This is a genomic window from Myxacorys sp. (genome assembly GCF_059501405.1).
On the sequence record NZ_JCACCM010000187.1, the window covers coordinates 39,806 to 61,060 of the forward strand.

Annotated in this window: 15 protein-coding genes and 1 riboswitch; of the genes, 5 read left to right on the top strand and 10 right to left on the bottom strand. The window is 48.6% G+C overall.

Annotated elements, in window-relative coordinates:
* The first annotated feature begins 54 nt into the window (after window positions 1-54).
* Window positions 55-1,167 carry a peptide chain release factor 1 gene (prfA, locus tag AC5I6P_RS26220; protein ID WP_495696718.1) on the top strand — a complete coding sequence of 371 codons (1,113 nt, stop codon included), beginning with the start codon at window positions 55-57 and terminating at the stop codon, window positions 1,165-1,167.
* A 5-nt stretch (window positions 1,168-1,172) separates the two neighbouring features.
* Here the strand turns inward: prfA and AC5I6P_RS26225 are convergent, their stop codons facing one another.
* From AC5I6P_RS26225 to AC5I6P_RS26235, 3 genes are all read right to left on the bottom strand, one after another.
* Complete coding sequence (locus AC5I6P_RS26225) at window positions 1,173-1,316, bottom strand: hypothetical protein (RefSeq protein ID WP_495696719.1); 144 nt, start codon at window positions 1,314-1,316, stop codon at window positions 1,173-1,175.
* A gap of 478 nt (window positions 1,317-1,794) precedes the next feature.
* Entirely contained in the window at window positions 1,795-2,346 is a 552-nt protein-coding gene (locus AC5I6P_RS26230; protein WP_495696720.1) for a Uma2 family endonuclease, read from the bottom strand.
* A gap of 182 nt (window positions 2,347-2,528) precedes the next feature.
* Window positions 2,529-2,693: a VOC family protein gene (locus tag AC5I6P_RS26235; protein ID WP_495696721.1), complete on the bottom strand. Its 165-nt coding sequence runs from the start codon at window positions 2,691-2,693 to the stop codon at window positions 2,529-2,531.
* 251 nt (window positions 2,694-2,944) lie between these two features.
* A riboswitch (TPP riboswitch) is annotated at window positions 2,945-3,037 on the top strand.
* A gap of 7 nt (window positions 3,038-3,044) precedes the next feature.
* Here AC5I6P_RS26235 and thiC point away from each other — a divergent pair.
* Window positions 3,045-4,427, top strand: coding sequence for a phosphomethylpyrimidine synthase (gene thiC / locus AC5I6P_RS26240; protein WP_495696722.1), 1,383 nt, complete (start codon window positions 3,045-3,047; stop codon window positions 4,425-4,427).
* A gap of 649 nt (window positions 4,428-5,076) precedes the next feature.
* Here the strand turns inward: thiC and AC5I6P_RS26245 are convergent.
* Complete coding sequence (locus tag AC5I6P_RS26245) at window positions 5,077-5,433, bottom strand: Hpt domain-containing protein (RefSeq protein ID WP_495696723.1); 357 nt, start codon at window positions 5,431-5,433, stop codon at window positions 5,077-5,079.
* Between the two features lie 542 nt (window positions 5,434-5,975).
* On the opposite strand from AC5I6P_RS26245, the gene AC5I6P_RS26250 reads away from it, so the two are divergent.
* Entirely contained in the window at window positions 5,976-6,446 is a 471-nt protein-coding gene (locus AC5I6P_RS26250) for a hypothetical protein (protein ID WP_495696724.1), read from the top strand.
* A gap of 72 nt (window positions 6,447-6,518) precedes the next feature.
* Here AC5I6P_RS26250 and nrdJ read toward each other — a convergent pair whose 3' ends face one another.
* The 5 genes from nrdJ to AC5I6P_RS26275 all read right to left on the bottom strand — a co-directional run bounded on the left by nrdJ (window position 6,519) and on the right by AC5I6P_RS26275 (window position 13,125).
* Window positions 6,519-8,855, bottom strand: coding sequence for a ribonucleoside-triphosphate reductase, adenosylcobalamin-dependent (gene nrdJ / locus AC5I6P_RS26255; protein WP_495696725.1), 2,337 nt, complete (start codon window positions 8,853-8,855; stop codon window positions 6,519-6,521).
* A 201-nt stretch (window positions 8,856-9,056) separates the two neighbouring features.
* A complete protein-coding gene (gene sbcD / locus AC5I6P_RS26260) occupies window positions 9,057-10,334 on the bottom strand; it encodes an exonuclease subunit SbcD (protein ID WP_495696726.1) in 1,278 nt (425 codons plus the stop codon).
* A 17-nt stretch (window positions 10,335-10,351) separates the two neighbouring features.
* Window positions 10,352-11,167, bottom strand: a complete 816-nt coding sequence (locus AC5I6P_RS26265; RefSeq protein WP_495696727.1) for an SDR family oxidoreductase — start codon at window positions 11,165-11,167, stop codon at window positions 10,352-10,354.
* Between the two features lie 169 nt (window positions 11,168-11,336).
* Window positions 11,337-12,455, bottom strand: coding sequence for a non-hydrolyzing UDP-N-acetylglucosamine 2-epimerase (wecB, locus tag AC5I6P_RS26270; RefSeq protein ID WP_495696728.1), 1,119 nt, complete (start codon window positions 12,453-12,455; stop codon window positions 11,337-11,339).
* A 286-nt stretch (window positions 12,456-12,741) separates the two neighbouring features.
* Window positions 12,742-13,125, bottom strand: coding sequence for a hypothetical protein (locus tag AC5I6P_RS26275; protein ID WP_495696729.1), 384 nt, complete (start codon window positions 13,123-13,125; stop codon window positions 12,742-12,744).
* A gap of 752 nt (window positions 13,126-13,877) precedes the next feature.
* Between AC5I6P_RS26275 and AC5I6P_RS26280 the strand changes: the two genes are divergently transcribed.
* The gene (locus AC5I6P_RS26280; protein ID WP_495696730.1) at window positions 13,878-17,378 is read left to right on the top strand and encodes a HEAT repeat domain-containing protein; all 3,501 of its coding nucleotides are present in this window, start codon (window positions 13,878-13,880) and stop codon (window positions 17,376-17,378) included.
* Window positions 17,379-17,618: 240 nt separating this feature from the next.
* Here the strand turns inward: AC5I6P_RS26280 and AC5I6P_RS26285 are convergent, their stop codons facing one another.
* Entirely contained in the window at window positions 17,619-20,048 is a 2,430-nt protein-coding gene (locus tag AC5I6P_RS26285; protein WP_495696731.1) for a CHASE2 domain-containing protein, read from the bottom strand.
* A 661-nt stretch (window positions 20,049-20,709) separates the two neighbouring features.
* Between AC5I6P_RS26285 and labA the strand changes: the two genes are divergently transcribed.
* Window positions 20,710-21,228: a low amplitude/bright protein LabA gene (labA, locus tag AC5I6P_RS26290; RefSeq protein ID WP_495696732.1), complete on the top strand. Its 519-nt coding sequence runs from the start codon at window positions 20,710-20,712 to the stop codon at window positions 21,226-21,228.
* Window positions 21,229-21,255 lie beyond the last annotated feature (27 nt).

The following is a 21,255-nucleotide window of genomic DNA, read 5'->3' on the forward strand; positions in this document are numbered from 1 at the left end:
TCCCCGTTCCGATCGTCCTCTCCTAGCGGCAAACCCTATTTTGGCGGTAATCTCATGGCTGAAGCATATCTTATAAGCAAACTCAACTCGGTTGAGCAGACATTTAACGAATTGACAAGGCGATTGGCTGACCCGGATGTTGCAAAAGATCCGGGTGAGTTTCAGCGTGTTGCAAAGATGCGATCGTCGTTAGAAGAGGTGGTCAACACCTATGAAGAATGGCGCAAGGCGGAAGAAGATTTAGCAGGCGCACGTCAGGTTGTTAAAGAGTCGGGAAACGATCTCGAATTGCAAGAAATGGCGGCGATGGAGGCGGAAGAACTCCAGCAAAAAATTAAAGATCTCGAAGTTCGGCTCAAGATTCTGCTGTTGCCCAGCGATCCAAATGATGATCGGAACATCATGCTGGAAATTCGCGCCGGTACCGGTGGTGACGAAGCCAGCATTTGGGCGAGCGACTTGGTGAGAATGTATTCTCGCTATGCGGAGCAAGAAGGCTGGCGCATTAAAATGGCGAGCGAATCTCTGGCAGATTTGGGTGGTTTTCGAGAAGCCATTATGGAGATTCAAGGCGATCGCGTCTACAGCAAGTTAAAGTTTGAGGCGGGAGTTCATCGGGTTCAGCGGGTTCCGGTAACGGAAACTCAAGGGCGAGTTCATACCTCAACCGCAACAGTGGCTGTGATGCCAGAGGTAGATGAGGTCGAAATCAAAATCGATCCAAAAGATATCGAATTGACGACTGCAAGATCTGGCGGCGCGGGTGGTCAGAACGTTAACAAGGTAGAAACAGCCGTTGACCTGATGCACAAGCCAACCGGAATTCGGATCTTTTGCACGGAGGAGCGATCGCAGCTTCAAAACCGAGAGCGGGCGATGCAGATCTTACGCGCAAAACTCTATGACATCAAACTGCGGGAACAGCAGGCAGAGGTGACCTCAAGGCGAAAATTGCAGGTTGGTACAGGCTCTCGTTCAGAAAAGATTCGCACCTACAATTACAAAGATAATCGCGTGACGGATCATCGGTTGGGTCAAAACTTCGCGCTTGCCCCTGTGCTAGAAGGTAACTTGGAAGAAGTAATCCAGACCTGCATCTCGCAAGACCAGCAGGATCGATTAGAACAGTTGGCAGCCGAGACGGGTGAAGAAGCGATTGCGAAATAAGCCTACTAATTTAACGTCGCCTGATTGCTGATGCCAAACTGATTGTTGAGTTGCCGCTTTGAAAGTAAGTTAGCGATCGCGGCTTTGAGGCGAAAGGTGCGATCGCTAGACTTAAAATTAATCGTTGTTGCTCTTTTCAGCAATAACATTTCCCTTCAACGTAATTGTAGAGCTTGTCCTTTACCAATTTCATTACGGATAGGAAATCCAAGAACCGAACTAAAGGTTGTACCTATTTCTAAACTTGGTGGGGCAGGCGCTTCAATTGGTACTCCTAACGTAAGCAATTGAAATAATGCAATACCTGTCACACAATCAAACACTAATCTAAGCCCTGCATTAAATAACACTATAAACTTTGCCCGCGTCTGCAAGTCTCGAACCAGTTTTGATCGTTCGGAATCTCTAACTACTGAAATAAGCGTTTTCTCTAATATACAGATTTTATTGTGCGTCGACTGGTTACATTTAAGGCAAGATCAACCAGTATGGTGCAGATGCTAAGTAATTAAATTCAAATTAGGTATAAATAACTCGCAGTTCTGATGGACATGAATTTAGTTACTTTCATTTGAAAGGCACATTTGGCGTTTGGAACACTGAGCTAATGCCAAAGCCGCTTTAATTTTATCCATTGATGATGCGATCGCACTCCACATCTACATCTGGAAATGCCAACGGTTGAATTATTCCACTTGAAAAGGCCACTTTGTAAGCATATTCTCCATCCTGTGGATTACGAAATACAACCAACTTAAATGTTTTGAGATTCACAACCCAATATTCTGGAATGCCAACTTCAGCGTAAAGTTTACTTTTGATTTCTAAGTCTTTATCGAGACTAGAGCAAGAATATTCGACGAGCCAAAAGATGTTTTCTGGATAAGGATGGTGATTAAAATATTCGCGTCCTAAGCGTTGTACGATCGCTAAATCTGGTTCAGGCTCAGAACTATTGGGTAATATAATGGGTTTTGTCTGCCGAACGGTTGCGCAATCTCCAAGTAAACGAATTAAATACTCACTTGCTTCGCTGTTGCAATAAGCATGAGGTGCTCCTTCAGGAGGCATTTCGACAATTTCTCCTCTCAATAACTCAACATGGCGATCGTCGAGAATGCCAGCATCCACCATGCGGTGATACTCATCTAGCGTCCACTTAGCAGTAATCGTTGTCATCAGAATTATCCCAATGCGGTTGATGATGCTAGTTTGTTATTGATTTATTGATAATAACGTCTCCGAATGAGGGGTAGTATGCCCTTGGCCCTGCCAAGCTATAAAGAATGCGTGTCTTAGAAATAAGATTATTCATTGAAACAGCAAAAGAACCTTCAAGAGATGATGATCAGTTTGCAGCATTACGCCGTGGCTAGAAATTCATAAAAGGCAATGCAAACGCCATTCGGATCGAGAATTGAGAACTCTTGGCTACCCCACGCTTTACGCTCTAACGCTCCATCAAGATAAATCAGCGTTCGATCGCGGCTCAAATATTCCTGATACAGTGCCTCAATGTTTTTCACTTCAATTCTCAACAGGGCCCATTCTGCGATCGACAAATTTGGTTTTTTTGAAGAAATATCTCAATTCCGTCTCTTGCAACAAGTGCTAATTAAGGTTCGCCCAGCGATCGCAATATTTCTTCAAGAGCGAATACGCAGACTCACGGTTAAGTTTGGTCGCGCAAAAAAAGGCAAGGGTTCGTAGAATATTGCAGCACTTATTGACGTTTGTTCAACACCCACTCCAGTTTCTGCTCAAAGTGCTAAGCTTATCGATCAGCTAGGGGTGTCCAGATGGGCTGAGAACAAACTCTTAGAACCTGAGACTGGGTAATGCCAGCGAAGGGAAGCTGTTTATTTGAGGAACCGAATATGCGGACAGACTGGATCGCAAAGCGTCGCGGGCAAGCTAACGTCAGCCAAATGCATTATGCACGGCAGGGCGTTATCACCGAAGAGATGCACTATGTAGCTAAACGAGAGAACCTCCCGGTCGAGCTAATTCGCGACGAAGTAGCGCGGGGGCGGATGATTATTCCAGCGAATATCAATCATCCTAATTTAGAACCAATGGCGATCGGCATCGCCTCTAAATGTAAGGTAAATGCCAACATCGGTGCGTCTCCCAATTCCTCAGACATCTCCGAGGAAATTGCGAAGCTGAATCTAGCCGTCAAATATGGCGCAGATACGCTGATGGATCTATCAACAGGCGGTGGCAACTTAGACGAGATTCGGACTGCTATTATCAACGCGTCTCCCATTCCGATCGGTACAGTTCCGATTTACCAAGTACTAGAGAGCGTTCACGGCAACTTAGAAAATCTCACGCCGGATGACTTTCTGCATGTGATCGAAAAGCACGCTCAACAAGGCGTAGATTACATGACAATTCACGCCGGGTTATTGATTGAGTATTTGCCCCTCGTCAAATCTCGAATTACTGGAATTGTGTCTCGGGGTGGCGGCATCATTGCCCGGTGGATGCTGCAACATCACAAGCAAAATCCGCTCTACACTCACTTTGATGACATTATCGAAATCTTCAAGAAGTACGATGTGTCGTTTAGCCTAGGCGATTCGCTGCGCCCCGGCTGTCAACACGATGCTTCCGATGATGCACAGCTTTCCGAACTCAAAACCCTTGGACAACTCACCCGCAAAGCGTGGGAACACGATGTCCAGGTGATGGTGGAAGGTCCGGGACATGTGCCAATGGATCAGATCGAGTTCAACGTCCGCAAGCAGATGGAAGAGTGTTCGGAAGCCCCGTTCTATGTATTAGGTCCGTTGGTGACCGACATTGCGCCGGGATACGATCACATTACCTCTGCGATCGGGGCAGCAATGGCGGGCTGGTATGGCACAGCTATGCTTTGTTATGTCACACCGAAAGAGCATCTCGGCTTACCCAATGCTGAAGATGTGCGGAACGGACTGATTGCCTACAAGATCGCGGCACATGCGGCGGATATTGCGCGGCATCGTCCGGGGGCACGCGATCGCGATGATCAACTCTCCCACGCTCGCTACAACTTCGACTGGAATAAGCAGTTTGAGTTATCACTTGACCCCGATCGCGCTAAGGAGTATCACGACGAAACGCTTCCGGCAGATATTTACAAGACTGCGGAATTCTGCTCGATGTGTGGTCCTAAGTTCTGCCCAATGCAAACCAAAATGGATGCAGATGCCATCACTGAGCTAGAGAAGTTTCTAGCGAAGGAGAAAGATGCGGCGGCGCCTCAAAGCTAAACAATTGGCTCTCCGTTAAATCTGATCAAGATCGTTGTAGTAGGGTGGTTATTTGCTCGCCCTACTACAACGATTTTAAGTTTAGATCCCATACGCTGTTTTTATGGTTCAAACTAAGCTTGCTGAAGCAGTTAAACTAGCAGACCTTCATTCCTCAATTCGGAGTGCAACGAACGGAAGATGAAACGTTCTTCTATAAATGGTTAGAAGATTTGCCAGAGTTAACCAAACTAGAACAGCAAAGGCCAGACGATGTCCGTCGCCGTTTGAGTAGCTGGCGAGACAGGAATTCAAGTGGTTGCCGAAGATGGAGAAATCATTCAAGGCAATGTTGATATATTGGTATTGCAGCATCAAATTTGAATTGCTGCTATCGGATCTAAAAACTCGGAACTAGTGTTGACCGAGGCAATTCTTTAAGCATTGAGCGATAGGTTGACAGATTTGAAACAAGAAAATTCTATCTTTGGTGCTGTTCTGAATGGTAGCAAATCTCTGTTTCTCAAATTAACATTGTTGCCTGAACCAAGCTATGTGTTGTCAAATGTGTCTTCTTTGCTGAATCGAAGCAATGACTTGTACGGAGTTTTACAGATTTTTAAGAACTTAAGCCAGGTTGATACTGAATTAGGTTGCTGTAAAACATTCCTCATTCCTTCAAATGCTTTTGTATTTCTTCTAGCATATTTTTTAGCTGTGTTAATAGCGTTGTAATTTCTGTCAACTTATTATCTTCAACATATTGCTCAAGCTGTAGCGCGACCTTCTGCATTTGATAGAGTCCAACGTTGGCACTAGAGCCTTTAACGTGGTGTGCTACTTGTGCTAATTGCGCCTTATTTTGCTGTGCAGTTGCTTGAGCGTCATGCCAAGCAGCCACTGCAACTTTCGCTGTGGCTAGATGCTGCTCAGTATCTTCGACAAAAATTTCTAGCAACTCCCGCTCAAATGCAGCATTTCCATCGGAAATTTGGTGCAGATGCTCCCAATCGATCGCTAAATTCATGGGTCTTGATGCAAGTGAAAATTTCCTAAGATATCGCCCCAATACTCTAGTTTCTCCCTCAGCTTTTATTCAGAACGGTCCGTGCAGAGGCGTTTGCAATAATTGTTACACAGTATCAGTGGTTATGGATCCCCCACGCACCAAGTCAGCAGTGCGACGATGCTGATTCCCAGGAGCCAGATGGGAACATGTAATCCGTGAAGGAAGTCTAAAGGAACTAGGATGATCCGGGTGAGTAGCACTCCAACGAATAAAACTGAGAGTGAGAGAACAACTAGCAGCATAATGGCTCTTCAGGTGCGTTTTGAGACTTTGATTGCATGTGGCACTCTCAGAAAGTGGCTCAAGCTGTAGAGTGCTTCTATCAGGACAACATATAAATTTTGAATGGAAGAAATTGGCCCGAAATTTCGCGATCGCCCCCAGAACGATATTTCGTTGCCCATATCAAGTTCTTAAGCCCAAGCTCTTAAGCCAAAAACTTACATAACACTAGTCGGCTTGCAAACCCATTGATCAACAACTTTAACTAGGAGTGGAAAGTGAAACTTTGGCAGAAATGGTTTATTAAACGGCAATATATCAGCAGCGGATGTGTTGGTCTTATTCTTCTAGGAACAGTTCCCACGTTAGCGCAACCTGCAACTTTTGGATCGCTCACGTTGGGATCAAAATCGATGTCTGGAGTGCTGTCTGGATCAACCGGGGGAAATACATCACTCCCTGCAGTCGTCAGTAATCGCGATCGCCACGGTCGAAATTGCCTTGGCTATGGTGACCCTACACCAGATCACACCTTGATTTTGCAAAAGCCCGCTTCAACCCTGCGATTTGCGATTGCAGCGGGGGGCGGTGATCTAACCCTAGCGATCGTGGGACCGAATGGAGTGCTTCGGTGCAGCGATGGTGCTTTAGAAGATGCCGACTGGCAAGCAGGGATGTATCAGGTGTGGGTCGGTACGGTTGAGCCAAATAAAAGCCGAAATTATCGCTTGAGGGTGCAGGGGAAGTAATTAATTTTCAATATCAAAAAAGATAGAGGAAACGCAAATCTCCTCTATCCCCAAATGCTATTGACGAAAGAACTACCCTTTCTTCTCAGGCAACATGCACTTATCGCTGTCGCATCCTGCTGGGCCTTCTGCAATCCCTTCGCCCGAATCGTATCGGCTCAAAGCGCTATAAAAATCGTTGGTGCGCTGACGAGCTAACACTTCCGCTTGCAACTGCTCGTAGGTGGCTTGGTCAATCTTCTCAAACGGCAACCGAGGGAACGGTGCGTCAAATCGGGCTAACAAAGCAGCACTGATATAACCCTCATTCTGTGCGATCGCTTGATGAATTCGAGCGGCTAAAGCATCAATTTCATCCTCGCGCAGTTCGATGGTGGCGCTAGTGTTGTGAGCGGTGTAGTACTTCTGGACTTGCAGATAGAAATCCATTTGCGCCACGGCTGAAAACTTCTCGATCTCGATCTGATCGGCTCCGGGAAGGGTTGCCCACGGCACTTCGACTGGAATTTCGACTAGCCATTCTGTACACCGGGGATCAAACGGGTCGGTTAACAGATTGCCGTTTTCATCTTTGTCAGACTGCGACGGCACGATGCTGTATCCGTAATCTAAACATGCCATGGCGACCGGGTCGTTCTTGCGGAAGGTGATCCGGCGAATAAAGCGCTGGGCTTTGGGGGGATGCCATCCAGGGCTAGCGCCTGTGAGCAGCGATTTTGTCCCCGCAGGCTGAACGGTGGTGCAGCGATTGGGGCGGCGCAGTCCGTGGCGATCGCAGTAGTCCCACACGACGCGATGCACGATCGCGTTCCAACGACTGAGGTACTCTTTCTCACGCTCCTTGAACTGCAAGCCTGTCACGGTGTCCGGTCTGCCTGCTTCCCACCACCGCAGCCACTCTACTCCCATGGCATGAACAAAGAAGTCAAATAAGCCAGTGAAAGAGACGCCAACGATCGGATCGAGTTCGCGAGAGTACTGATAGCGAGGCTCGGTGAATTGGTGATTCAGTAAAGCCGCGACGGAGAGCGCTCCGGCTGTAAACGCTTGCTCTTGCGCGTCATAATCTAGCGGATCAATCTGATTGAGGTGAACTTCGGATAAGTTGCAGTGGAAATTTTCACCCAGAATTTCTCCGCATGGATTCAATCCGTAGCGTCCCAAGCGGTGTTCAATTTCTGCGTCTGGCATTTGGGCGTCATTATTCTGAAGCCACTGTTGCCCTTGACCCGCTTCATACGCTTCAATAAATGCCGCTTTCTGCTGGGGTGTAGTCAGAATGTCGGCATTGGAACGCGCGATCGCTTCCGGCGCATACTGAATTGCGCCTTCACCCGAGTAAAATTGCTTGCGAACCGCATCGATCGCTTCTTGCAGGCTTGGCTTGTGGTGATAGACGCGCGTGTGATTTGCCATCCGTAGCACATCGCGATCGGGGTCAATTCTCCAGTTCCCGTTTGCGTCTTGCTGCCACAAATTATCTTTTGCTGTTGCAAACCCAGCATCATCGCTGCTGCCTTGACGCATACCTGCTGATCGTCGGATATTGCCAGCAACCACGCAGGCCGCCGCTTCATCAATCAGTAAGCAACACTCAACGGGCGATAACTTCCGACCGATTGCGCGATTGAGAACCCTTGCACAGCGATCGTACAATTCGGGGAGCTTCACCGGATTGGCAACGCCACCAAAGCCTTTGAGTCGCTCTCCCGCGGGGCGCACATGGCTAAGGTTAATCGAGACTTCGATCTCTCCAGCCGCAAACCGAGTGTCGCTCGATAGCTCTAATAATTTTTGATATGACTCTACCCAACCCTGACGGCTATCGCCGACGCGAATTGTGACGTGATTGCCGTTGACTGTCGTCTCGGTTTTGTCTTGGCGCAGGTCGGCTATTGCCGTTCCAATCTCGCCCACGAGGTTCACGTTCAGTCGGTTCCGAATAGCCGGAAGTTGCTCGGTGTACTTTGGCTCTAAAACGGCTCCCGTGCCGCTTCCCATCATGGCGAGATCCATCATCAAGCCGAAAGAACGCCAGTCAGTGACATTGGTGCTGGTGCAGTTGTAAGCACCGGAAAAGTTTTCGGGCTTGGCAATCCAGTCTGTGCCGCCGACCCATAGCCAGCGCCCAGAGGGAAGACACCGCATCGTCTGCTGCATCTTCTGAATTAGAGCTTTTTCTTCAGAGGTAAACTTGCCCAGTTCGGCGAGTCCGTTCAGGGTGCGATCGCTCACCTCTTGCCAAGACTCGCGACGAGTTTCTCCCAACTTTCGACTGTAGGTGCGGTAGAAAACGGGATTTGCGGCGGGAGCCGTTGCCGGAAATTGCCCATTCAAGTTGTCTTTAACTGGGGTATCCTGACTATCTGAGCCAGAACGGTCTCGTATACGTGCGATGTCTTGAACCATAAGAGACTCCGTATGACATGTGTAGAATACAGATCGAGTTAGATCTGATGTTGAGACGCTATATAGGCTATACCTAGGGTCAATTTCTTTGCAGAAACGCTATGCGTAGCGTCCAATATACAACTCTGTTTCAATTCGGCGCAATTGTTATTCAATCAGTTCTACTTATATTTAGAGATTAGAGAATGACTGTCTACAATGTTAGAGCAGTCGCAACTGCGTTTGGGCGGGCTCTAGTTCTTCTGCCAAAACAACCTCGACAAGCGGCTCTTGCTGTGCAAGTAGTCGTCTTGCAGCCTCTAAAATCGGTTCTTCGAGTTCTCGCAAATCCTCTCGATTGGACAGGTAAGCTTTTAGCGCGTCGAAGGGCGCGATCGTAGATCCCACTCCCAGTTCTGGCAGGCGCGATCGCGACAAGTTGTTGGTCAATTCTGACTGAATCGTATAGCTGTGAGCCAGCTCTAGCGCTTTGTGAATTCGAGCATCATCAAGGTGATCTAGTTGTTCAGGGCGAATTTGATAATTGAGGCGTACTACTGCGTTCTCAATCAACTCAGGTTTGAGCGCTCGAATTAATGCCGCTTGCGGATCTTTCTTTTCGGAAAGATCAATTTCGATCGTGCGGAACGATCGCACAGGCAACGGGCAAAATTCCACCGTTGTAGAATGGCCGTCTAGCTCAACCAGCACAAATCCTTTATCTTCTTTTTCCTCGCTAAAATCAACTCGCTCAATGCTGCCGGGATAAACAACAAACGGATTTTCACACAAGACTTGGTGCTTATGGACATGCCCTAGCGCAACATAGTTGAAACATTCGCGCGTAAGAAATGACAACGGAATCGTAAATCCTTTTCCAACTGCTAAAAACTTCTCTGCCCCATAGTTGGCTGTATCGGTCATCAGATGCGCCAACAGCACCGTCGGAAGGTCAGGATTGAGTTTACGAATTTCTCCTTCTAGGGCAACGCGCAAGCGATCGAGCAACAACTGCCCGACTTCTGTCATAGATAGGCCCTCGGTTTCAGGACGAGTCAGCAGCGTCGATCGCGTCAACCAAGGCAGCGTAATCACCTGGACGGCACCATTTTTGGTGTTAATTGTATAAGTATCGAGGCGATCGCCAACAATCACATTCGGCACGCCCAAGGTGCGATAAATGCACAAACTCGCGCCGCCTGCGCCTTGAGAATGCTGATCATGATTCCCGACCAGTAAAACTGTAGGAATTTGGGCTTCCACAAGACGGTGAAACTGGCGCGCAAACGCTTGTTGAATGTAAGGCGGCGGCGTCGCATCGGGAAAGGCATCTCCACCAAACAACACCAGATCCACAGGTTCAGACAGGGCGCGATCGATACAGCGTCCCAACGTGGCAACAAAATCCTCTAAGCGAGTATTTAACCCTGTTTCAGGGTTGATCCGTCCGTGGGAAAACCCGCTACCTAAGTGGATGTCGGAGAGGTGAAGAACTTTCATAGAAGAACTTTCATAGATCAGCGAACCGTGCTACGGCGAACGATGCTGGTAAAAATGCGATCGGGGAGAAGCTTTCGTAGTAGTAAAAGTGTACCTGCATTTCCGCCTGCTGGATACCGCAGTTTAGCCGAGCCATCGGTAGCAGCCCGATAAATAACCTCTGCAACCGTTTCTGGAGTGCCGCCAGATTCGCCTGCTCTAGTAAGGTTGGGCAAGACCCTCTTCACAAACGAATCGTAAGCTGTTAGCCCAGGACGATTCGCAATGTCGGCAGATCGACTGTAAAACTCCGTCTTGATGGGGCCCGGTTCAATCAGTTTGACGCGAATGTTGAACGGTTCTAATTCGTACTGCAACGATTCTGAGAAGCCTTCAACTGCCCATTTGGTACTGTGATAGAGGCTATAGAGCGGAAACGTCATCTTTCCGCCAATCGAGGCAATATTAATAATCGTGCCTGACTCGCGATCGCGAAAATGAGGTAGGAGCGATCGCGTTACGTTCATTAACCCAAACACGTTCGTCTCAAACTGACGTTGAATTTGTTCCGGTGTGCAAGCTTCAAATGCGCCTACAAGCGAATATCCAGCGTTATTCACCAAGACATCAACATCACCTACTTTCTCTAACGCCTCACTGACAGCGGTTTCAGTCGAGTTTTGATCTGTCACATCTAGCCCTAAACAGTAAACATTTCCAAGCGCCGCAAACTTACCCGCTTTTTCAAGCGATCGCATCGTTGCGATCACGTTCCATCCCTGCTGCTGAAATTTCAGGACAGTGGCTAACCCAATGCCGGACGATGCGCCTGTAATCAATACTGTTTTTGTCACAATGATCAAAATGTCGATTCACATTTCTTCACCATAACAAGGTTACGGGATGTTAACAAAACAGCAGAAAAAGGATGAAGCGAACATAGTCATTCTTTCATCCTTCGGCGTTGCTGAATCCAAGTAGATTTGACCTCCTGATGAAGTGGGCACAACCCTATTCGGATACCTACTTTTCGGATAAGTATTGCTCCACAATTCGCACAATTCGCTCCGACGCTAACCCGTCCCCAAACGGGCTAATCGCATTGGCCATGGCGGCGTATGACTGGGAATTGCTCAACAACTCAGCCGCTTCACGAAAAATGATGTCGGGATTTGTTCCAATTAACTTTGCGGTTCCTGCCATCACTGCTTCTGGGCGTTCGGTGGTTTCTCGCAATACCAAAACAGGCTTACCCAAACTAGGCGCTTCTTCCTGAATGCCGCCAGAATCGGTTAATAGCAAATAGCAGCGCTGCATTGCCCCGACTAACTGAGTGTAATCTAGCGGTTCTGTCAGAAATACGCGGGGATGACTGCCTAACAACGCCGTCAGAGGTTCGCGCACGGTCGGATTACGATGTAACGGCAATAGTAGCGCCGTGTCTTCAAACTGATCCAACACCTTCAGAAAGCCGTGAGCAATATCTTCTAACGGTTGTCCCCAATTTTCTCGACGATGTACTGTTGCGAGAATTGTGCGGTAGTTGCTCCACTCTAGCCCTGGAATGTCACAGGCAGGCTGACGATTTGCTACTGCCAGCAGCGCATCAATGACTGTATTTCCGGTTTGATGAATCTCGCCTAACACCTGCGATCGCTGTAAATTCTCTACCGATAGCGATGTTGGCGCAAAATGGAGTTGCGTCACCTGCGACACCAATCGTCGATTTGCTTCTTCTGGATACGGATTGAATAAGTCCTCTGTCCGTAAGCCCGCTTCCACATGTCCGACCGGAATTTTCTGATAGAACGCGGCTAACGCGGCGGCAAAGGCCGTTGTTGTATCGCCTTGTACCAGCACTATGCGCGGCTGAAGCGATTGAAACAATGATTCTAAACCGCGCAATGTTCCGCAGGTAATATCAGTCAGCGTTTGTTTGGGCTGCATAATTGCCAGATCTTGATCAGCAGATAAGTCAAACAACTGCATCACCTGATCCACCATTTCGCGGTGTTGCCCCGTCAGCACAACCTGAGTTTTGAACGCCTCAGAACGCTGAAATGCCTGAATGACAGGAGCCATTTTAATCGCTTCAGGGCGAGTCCCCACAATGAGACAAACCGGAATTGGAAACTTCAGCATGGAATTTGTCGAGTCATACGAACAGGAACATATTTAGCACAGCCGTTCAGCGCTTCGCTAATCAAGCTTTCCGCATTGACCCCAGAATCTGGGTCACCTCGATAATCCGATTAAGCAGAACTTGTCTTCACTAGAAATTGTCTTCACTATGGTACAGGAATTCCGGGTAAGGAATGAGGTGGAAGGACAATCCTACATTTTCATAAAAAAATTCCCAGCCGAAGCCAGGAAAAGTCAGACCAGTTCACCGAAAGACGATAACTCTTGTAATGCTAAATCTGTAATGCTAAATCGATAACTGATTGATATCGCAGGTCAAAGGGCAAGACGCATAAACAGACGTATGCAATGGATTTGCTTGTCCATTCAACCAACGCAACCACTCAACTTCTTGGGGATGAATCCCTTTCGCGGTTAGTAAACCCGCCATAAACATAATGGCTAAAGCGTGAATGCCGATCACAGAAATAATGGCAAATAGAACTCCACTTAATGGCAGAATAGCGTGCAATGCACCTGCCAACAAAGCGCCGACTGAAACAACTAAAACCAACAGCGGAAAACCGATAACAATCATGCAAACAGTCAGGGTAAATGTCCAAAGCAGAAAGCTTTTGACTGATGACAAGAAATACAAATTGCCCAAATTTTGGCTGCGTGCTAAGGTCATATCGATTCTCCCAGAGCTAGATTTATTGGTGTGATTAAAAATCTGTTTTAGCGATCCCCGCGACCGCTTCAAGTGAATTTCAGTATAGGTAAATCTTCTTGGGGTGGGAATACTAGTTCAAAAAAAGTTAAACTTCAGCGTCCGTAAATCCTCTTTTAAGCAATTATGCTTACTCCGTAAAATTTAAGGTTAAAACCGCAATTTTCGGCTCTAATTCAAACACTTTTACTGATATTTCAAGCCTTTCAGAGATTTGGTTTAAACGCTGAAAAATAAATGCAAGCAGTGATACTCTGATTTGTCAATCATCTAAAGAAAGACTATAAATTTATTGAATTGTGAACTATTAGCGCGGAAAATTCACAATTAATTAGTAGAGCAATGATGAGAGGTCATTGGGGGCTTCGGAGCTTCACTCGAAACTTCACTCGAAACTTCACAAGACGAATCGCTTTCTAACCCGATTGCCGCCCTTTCTGGATTTTTACATTCCGCTCCTGACACGATCGCACTACTGAAACATTTTTGAGACATTTTCCCTAATCTCTACTTCTCAAGACGTTACTCCGTACAACCGACTGGGAATAATCACGGGGTCAAGGTTGCATCTTCATCAAAACTTATCCTTAAACGTCACATCATCTGGTTAGCTCCACGGAGTAACGCCCCTTGCTTCGTCTGTATTACTTGCTTCATCTGTGTTAGGTGGCAACCTTGTACCGTAGCCCACCTATTTGCTTTGCAGTGTTTTTATGGCAGTGCGTAACCGACAACTTTTCCTACTTGCGTGTCAGATCAGCCTCCTCTGTACGTCTGTAATACTGCATCCGCCTAACCGAGATGAGAGTGAACGCGCCGACGCGATCGAGCTTTCTGCTCGGACTTGGCAACAGGCGAAGCACGAAGCACTTGACCTTGCGGGCACCTCCGCGAAGAAATCAAGCGCTTCGGTTGCAGACTTGATCCTTATTCTCAAGAACAATAAAGCAAACCCCGGCGATCGTTTGAGCGCGATCGCAGCCCTGGGTAAACGGGGAGCCGATGCCAAACCCGCTGTTCTTGTTTTGGCGAAAGGAATCAATTCTAGTCAGAAAGAAGTTCAGGTTAAGACATTAGAGGCGTTAGGAGAAATCGGGCTGGCCGCTAAAGCTGCTGTTCCTGGCCTCGCAAAAGCACTGAAAGATGATCAGCCAGAGGTACAGATCGCGGCTGCCCGTGCCTTGGCAAGCATTGGAAGTAACCCAGAAATCGCTGTTCCAGGTTTAGTTGAAGCCTTGAGCGATCCGAGTAAATCAGTGAGATTGGAGGTGATCGCCGCGATTTCTAATCTAGGAACGGAGGCAAAGCCTGCCATCCCAGAACTGATTCAAATCCTATCGACCTCAGAATCAGAGGTGCGCTTAGCCGCGATCGCAGCGCTTGGAAAACTGGGCGCGGAGGCAAAATCAGCCGTGCCGTTTCTGGCGCAGTCGCTCGCTGACCCGGACACAGATATTCGGCTCAACTCTGCCAGCGCTCTCGGTAGTATTGGCGCTGAAGCAAGCCCAGCCGTGCCGCAGTTAATTCGAGCGCTGAGTCATGCCGATCACAAAACGCGATCGTTTGCTGCGATCGCACTGGGCAGAGTTGGCAGTCCTGCAAAAGCGGCCGTTCCTCAACTCACAAAAACGCTGAGCGATGCTGACAAAGATGTGCGATCGCAATCAGCCGTGGCATTGGGGCGTATTGGGCTAGAGGCGAAAGAAGCCCTGCCCGAATTAGTGAAATTGCTGAGCGACGAGAATACTGGAGTGCGGCTGAACACGGCGAATGCCGTCCGCCTGATTGCAGCAAGTCTGCAAGACAAAGCGCCATCCCTATCCGTCGTCGAAATCCACACCGCTTATACGATTCTGGGAACTGCCTTACCTCTGTTAGAAGATCCTAAAGCTCAGTTCAACGAAGAATTAGTAACCTCGGTGCGGCGATCAATTAGCGTACTGAAAAACGAAAAAGATTCCCGTCCGTTTGAGCGCGTGGTTGAGTGGGGACAGGCCAATCCTGCAATCGCAGGCGTGCTGCTCTATCTAATCGCCATGCCGAGCCTATGGCTCGCGATTCTGTTGATCCGTCCGTCTTGGCTGCTCAAACTGAACAACGCCCTCAAGCCCTACACCGATTTTGAAATTCCCAGTCCAATGGGCGGCAGCATCAAAGTACCCCTGCGGTTTGTCTTATTTGTGGGTTGGTTTCACTACCATCCCAGGGTGCTAGATGCATGGGTCGGTCAGCAAATCGATGGAGCACGCGAAGGCTTTGCTCACAAAAACACCGTCAGCGATCGTAAGGTCTACATTCCGATTCCCGTCGTTCTCGATGGCAACACGGTTCCGGAACTAGCGAATCATGACCTGCACACAACGTTTTGGGACGGGCGGCAATGTCTGCTGATTTGGGGAGAAGGGGGAATTGGTAAAACGAGTTTGGCGTGTCACTTAGCCAAATGGGCAATGGCAGATAAGCGACCCCAACGCCTTTGCCGTCATCGCATGTTGCCCGTGTTGATCGAGCAGGAACTAGACTTTAAACTTCCTGACGGCAAAAATCCTTTCCGAGAAGCGATTCGCGGACAGCTACAGGCGATGATCGATGCGTCAGAACCGATTTCAGATGACTTTCTCGAAAAGCTACTCAGGCAGCGACGCATCTTGGTGATTGTCGATCGCTTATCAGAACTGAGTGCAGAAACTCGTCAGCAGATTCGTCCTGGACATCCAGACTTTCCGGCGAATGCGCTGATCGTCACGTCACGGGTTGAAGAAACGCTCGACGAAGTGCCAAAAACAACGATTAAACCGCTCCGCATTGAAGGCAATCGCCTGTCTTCCTTTCTAGAGGCGTATTTGATGCAACGCAGCAAGCGCGAACTCTTTACCGATTCTGAATATTTCGACGCCTGTAGCCAACTCTCAAAAATGGTTGGTCAGCGCCACATCACCGTGCTCCTCGCGACCCTCTATGCTGAACAAATGATCGGCAAAAAAGAAGGTGTTAACGACGAAAGCACGCTGCCCGACAACATTCCTGATTTGATGCTGAGCTACTTAAATGAGCTCAATCGCGACGCCGCCGACGATGAGCCAACCAACCTAACGGTGCATGAAGACGCGAAAATCATTGCTTGGGAATGCTTGAAGCAATACTATCGCCCTGCTCCTGCCAAACGCGAAGCGATTCTAGCAGAACTGCAATCCTTTGGAGCGTCGCAGGGTGAAGCCAGTCTGAATGAAGAAGCAGCCAAAGCACGGCTGAAGCATTTAGAGAAACGCTTGCGGATCGTGCAAGCGATCGGTCCGGCTCAAGATCAAATTTGCTTTGCCCTCGACCCGTTAGCTGAATGTTTGGCAGCACTGCACCTTGTCGAACGCTATGGCAGCGACCGAGCGTTGTGGCAGGAATGGTTAGTGTTAGCCGATGCGATGCCGGGTGCGCCTGAGAGTACTCAAGGCTTTCTCCTAGCAATGCGAGACTGCTGCTTGACGCGAGGCACAGAAATCAATATTCCTGATTTTGTATTAGAAGGGTTGGGTCAGCGTGTGGGCCTCAGCGCTGAAACCCTGCGAAAATCTCAAATTGAGCAACGAATGCGGCGGTTAACGCCGCTCCTATCTACTGGAGAGACCACAGCGCGGCTAGATGCCATTCGAGAACTGGGCGAACTGGGTGCTGCCGCAAAAGGCGTATTGCCTGCTTTGATCCGAGAGCTTCAAGATCGCGAGTGGCAAATTCGGCGAGAAGTGGCTCGGTCGATGGGACATGTTGGACCAGAAGCGCGACTGGCAATTCCCGCGTTGATGGAGCGATTACGCGATCCAGATCGACGAGTGAGTGGAGAAGCGATCGCGGCCTTGGGCAAAATGGGAACGGGCGCTCTTCCTGCCTTGGTGACAGCACTAGAATCTCAGCCTGCCCATGTTCGCAGTACAGCCGCCTGGGTACTGGCGAGCTTTAATTCTGCCGCTAGATCAGCCGTTCCAGCGCTCACTGCCGCCCTCAAAGATGACGACTGGCAGGTGCGGTGGGTAGCTGCCTACGCATTAGGCTGCATTGGTCCAGATGCCAAGTCTGCCATTCCTGCTTTGATCGAAGCGTTTAGAGGCGAGTATGAATTAGTCAGCAAAGAGGCTAGCCGGACGCTTTGGCGCATCAGCGGAGAAGCAGAAGCGATCGTTGCTGCGCTGAGTGACATGGGACATGCAAACAACAGAAACTGAGCAATGTCCTCCTGGTCTGCCACTCTGAACTAGAGGAACACCTTTAACGCAAAGATGGAAGAGTGAGGGATGAGAAACCAGAAGTAGACTTATTTGAAAGACCAACACTATCCGAAAGGTCAACTGGGCTGAAAGATCTAACTGGATAGTGTTGTCAACGCATCACAATATATTCTCAAAACCCAATTCATCCCTGCGTCACGTTGCCGCAAGGCGTCCCTCATCCCTTTCTCAAACCTTCTATTCTGTTGGCGGCGGCTCCGTTTGCGGTAGTTCGTCAGACACAAAAGTTTCAGGCCAAGGTCGAGTCGTCGTGATGTCTTCCTCAGCCGTTCCCTCGATTCGCAAATCGTCTAGCATCAACGAAAGTGTAGACAAATCAGTTAACTTCATCAGATCTTGCAGTGCCGCGATCGCCGATTGATAGCGCTTCTGAAAATCGTAATGCACCATCTTCGTCAAAATGGCGGCGAGGGGATGGCTGACGATCGCTTTTTCTCGCCATTGCACCTCGCCCGTTTGCGGATCTTCCTTCAATTGGCTGGGGGGCAGTCCAGTTAGGGCCTGAATGCCCATCATGCCCACGGCGTAAATGTCACTATTAAAGCGGGGATTTCCGGCGCATTGCTCTGGTGGCATATAGCCCTGCGTGCCGATTCCAATCGTTCCTGAAAACAAACGATCGTCTAAAATCTGATCGTGCAACGCCTTGACGGCTCCAAAATCAATCAGTACCAGTCTGCCATCGGACTGCCGCTTGATCACATTACTCGGTTTGATATCGCGGTGAATCACATTTTTGCTGTGAACAAAGCTCAGGACTTCCAGAAGCTCTTTCAAAATGGTGACGATCCGGGATTCGGGCAAGTGTCTGCCCAACGACAACTCTTCACTAAGCGGCGGACCGGAAATGAATTCCTGCGCCAAATAAAATTCTTGATCTTCCTCAAAATACGCTAGGAGACGCGGAATCTGATCATGTTCTCCCAAGCGTTCGAGCGTCTCTGCTTCCACCTGAAACAGACGCCGCGCCAACTGCAGATGCCTCGGATTATTTGTGCTAGGACGCAATTGCTTCACCACGCACTGAGGCGTACCAGGGCGCTGAATGTCTTCTGCAATATAGGTTTCTCCAAAACCGCCCGATCCGAGAACTTTCGTAATTTTGTAACGTCCGCCTAAATTTTTGCCCAAAATTTCGAGTTCTCGTTCCTGCAATAGATCCTTAAAGTCGTCTTGCCCACTAATAAGTTCTTGCACCAAGGGAGATCGCGAGTAATGCTTGAGGGTCTTCCGAAACAGTTGCTTGTTTCGGTAGTCGCTGACAAGTCCCGTTCCCAGATACGAGATGCCGACAAGCGAGATCGCGCCCATTGGCGCAACCATCGGCACGATAATTGAGGCTTGAGTTAACAGTACATAAGCAACGCCAGACCAAGACAGCGCGATCGCAAGTGCCCATCCCAATCGAGCAGTTGGTCGCTTGGTTAACCGGAGTAGCCCTCCAGCACTCGCAACCATCAAAAATACCGCTAAGCCGGTGATTTCCGGATTGGGAAACGCAGTGCGCAGCGACCGGAATTCTAGAAGAGATGCGATCGCATTAGCATGAAGCTCAACCCCTGGCATCGTACCCATCGGCGTGCTGATTTCATCCCCTACTCCAGAGGCGACCGGACCAATCAGCACAATTTTGTCTTTGAAAATGCGACCTTGTTGGAGGTAAGCATCATTCCAGTTTTCTGGCGATAGCACGGTCCAAAACGGAATTCGTTTAAAGGTTCCAGCCCCACCGTAGAAAAAAATATTTTCTCCCTGGGGGCTTGCATACTTGACACCACTCGCTTTCAGCGTTGCGTCTGCAAACGACTCAATCTTTTCGGCTCGCAGCAAGTCCATACCCGACGACTCTTGCCGGATGAACTCACTTCCAAACCGATGTACCCGCTCGTCCGGCTCTACAGGAAATTTGATTAAGCCATAGGAAGCGTTAGCTGTGCGAAACGGGCAGAACGGCAGACTGATGCGAGATTGTGCCCCTTGCCGCTGCTCTAATTGATCCAAATCGGTCGCGAGAGTAACTTTTCCGTCGTAGCGTTCCAATACTGATTGCAGTTGCTGATCATCGTCTGATACTAGAATATTGTCGTTAGAGCAATCAGAAGAAGCTTGACTATCGCCTCCAAAACTACTAGGCAAATCCCAGCGAACATCGACCGCTACCGATTTTGCGCCCGCTTGCAGTACTTTCTCGATCGCTTCAGCATACGTCGCTCGCCGGAGCGGCCAACTCGACCCGGATAGCTGCAACAGAGATTCATCATCGACTGCTAAAATCACCACCTGCGTTGGGGAAGGAACTGCTCCCCGGACGCGCAGGATGACACTTTGCGCCTGTCGCTCCCAAGCTTGCAGCGGCATAAACTGAGTCGCGATCGCCGAGCCTGCCGCGATCGCCCAAAACATCATCAATCCATGACCCAACGGCTTCAGTCTCAGCGGCGACCCCCGACCTTGCTCTGGCAGCGTGGGGGCTGCTTCTTCGTCAGACAGCATCAGGGTGCGCTTAGCCGTTGTAGACGAGCTAGGAGCGGTTGATTTCAGTGTGCCTGACCGCAATGTTAGCGTCAGCGATTGCAGAAACCCTGCCGATGATCGTTTCTTGGGCATAAGCGGTTTGGGTGGCAATTTAGATCAGTTTAGATCGTTGGGCAACTGAATCGTGTTAGGAGAATTTAATCCTCATCAATTTAGACTGCATCCTAGTCCCAGTCGGTTCTCTGTAAGCTCGCTCTTTGATCTACTTAATTCTACGACGAGCATTCGATAAATCCTGAAACTGCCCATTCCCTCCCTTTATGTGAAGAATTGGTACTCTCAAAAGTAAAGAAATCTATCTATAAGATGAGGAATTCATTTGATTGATCGCAGTTCACTTTATTGAAAGGGTCTGTATCCAGCGCAAGTTTACCTTGCACAATTGATGTTATAGAAACCTGAATGTTAGAAAAACCGCCGTCTACAGTCGCTGTCAATTTTCTTGATATCCACTCTCTATATCGTTTTCCTATCCACGTTTTCCTATCCAACTGTTTCTCTGTATCTCTTTCTGGCTCAGCGACTCCGGTGGTTAGAGCAAAGTTCCGGCTTGTCAGGCGGCGCTTTCCAAATTTCAAGAGAAGCATATCGTCAGTAGTTTTACATAAATACGTCTGATTCGGGGCAAATCGCCATCCCCAAGTCAATTTGGTTTTGCGTTTTCCTTTGTTTTCCGTTGTTAGAATTAATTATTCACATGCTAGTTTCTACAAATTCTGGGTCTAAGCCTGCTATGCGTTATTTGATGAACCGTCTGTCTATATTTGTGGACGGCAATAATATGTTTTATGCTCAGCAGAAAAATGGGTGGTTCTTCGATCCAAAACGAGTACTGGAGCATTTTACAACTGAGCGCGGCGTTGAATTAGTCAATGCGTTTTGGTACACCGGGCTGAAAGATCCGCAAGACCAGCGGGGCTTTCGCGATGCGCTCATCAGTCTCGGCTACACAGTTAGAACTAAAATATTGAAAGAATATTATGACGATACCTCTGGGCGCTACTCGCAAAAAGCGAACTTAGATATTGAAATTGTGGTGGATATGTTTAATACGGTCGAGCAGTACGATCGCGTCATCTTGTTTAGCGGAGATGGCGATTTTGAACGCGCGATCGAGTTTCTTAGGTCAAAAAATACTCACATTACGGTCGTCTCGACCGAAGGCATGATTGCCCGTGAACTGAGGAATGTCACCGACCGTTATATTGATCTCAACGATATTCGAGCCAAGATTGAAAAAGCTGACTATTAAAACCGCCTACTATCTCGCTACTATCTA

What these genes read in the sequence shown, in the direction of transcription:
- AC5I6P_RS26275 (WP_495696729.1), bottom strand. Translation starts at nt 13,125, where the DNA reads ATGACCTTAGCACGCAGCCAAAATTTGGGCAATTTGTATTTCTTGTCA.
- sbcD (WP_495696726.1), bottom strand. Translation starts at nt 10,334, where the DNA reads ATGAAAGTTCTTCACCTCTCCGACATCCACTTAGGTAGCGGGTTTTCC.
- AC5I6P_RS26230 (WP_495696720.1), bottom strand. Translation starts at nt 2,346, where the DNA reads ATGACAACGATTACTGCTAAGTGGACGCTAGATGAGTATCACCGCATG.
- wecB (WP_495696728.1), bottom strand. Translation starts at nt 12,455, where the DNA reads ATGCTGAAGTTTCCAATTCCGGTTTGTCTCATTGTGGGGACTCGCCCT.
- AC5I6P_RS26225 (WP_495696719.1), bottom strand. Translation starts at nt 1,316, where the DNA reads ATGTTATTGCTGAAAAGAGCAACAACGATTAATTTTAAGTCTAGCGAT.
- labA (WP_495696732.1), top strand. Translation starts at nt 20,710, where the DNA reads ATGCGTTATTTGATGAACCGTCTGTCTATATTTGTGGACGGCAATAAT.
- AC5I6P_RS26280 (WP_495696730.1), top strand. Translation starts at nt 13,878, where the DNA reads ATGGCAGTGCGTAACCGACAACTTTTCCTACTTGCGTGTCAGATCAGC.
- AC5I6P_RS26285 (WP_495696731.1), bottom strand. Translation starts at nt 20,048, where the DNA reads ATGCCCAAGAAACGATCATCGGCAGGGTTTCTGCAATCGCTGACGCTA.
- prfA (WP_495696718.1), top strand. Translation starts at nt 55, where the DNA reads ATGGCTGAAGCATATCTTATAAGCAAACTCAACTCGGTTGAGCAGACA.
- AC5I6P_RS26245 (WP_495696723.1), bottom strand. Translation starts at nt 5,433, where the DNA reads ATGAATTTAGCGATCGATTGGGAGCATCTGCACCAAATTTCCGATGGA.
- thiC (WP_495696722.1), top strand. Translation starts at nt 3,045, where the DNA reads ATGCGGACAGACTGGATCGCAAAGCGTCGCGGGCAAGCTAACGTCAGC.
- nrdJ (WP_495696725.1), bottom strand. Translation starts at nt 8,855, where the DNA reads ATGGTTCAAGACATCGCACGTATACGAGACCGTTCTGGCTCAGATAGT.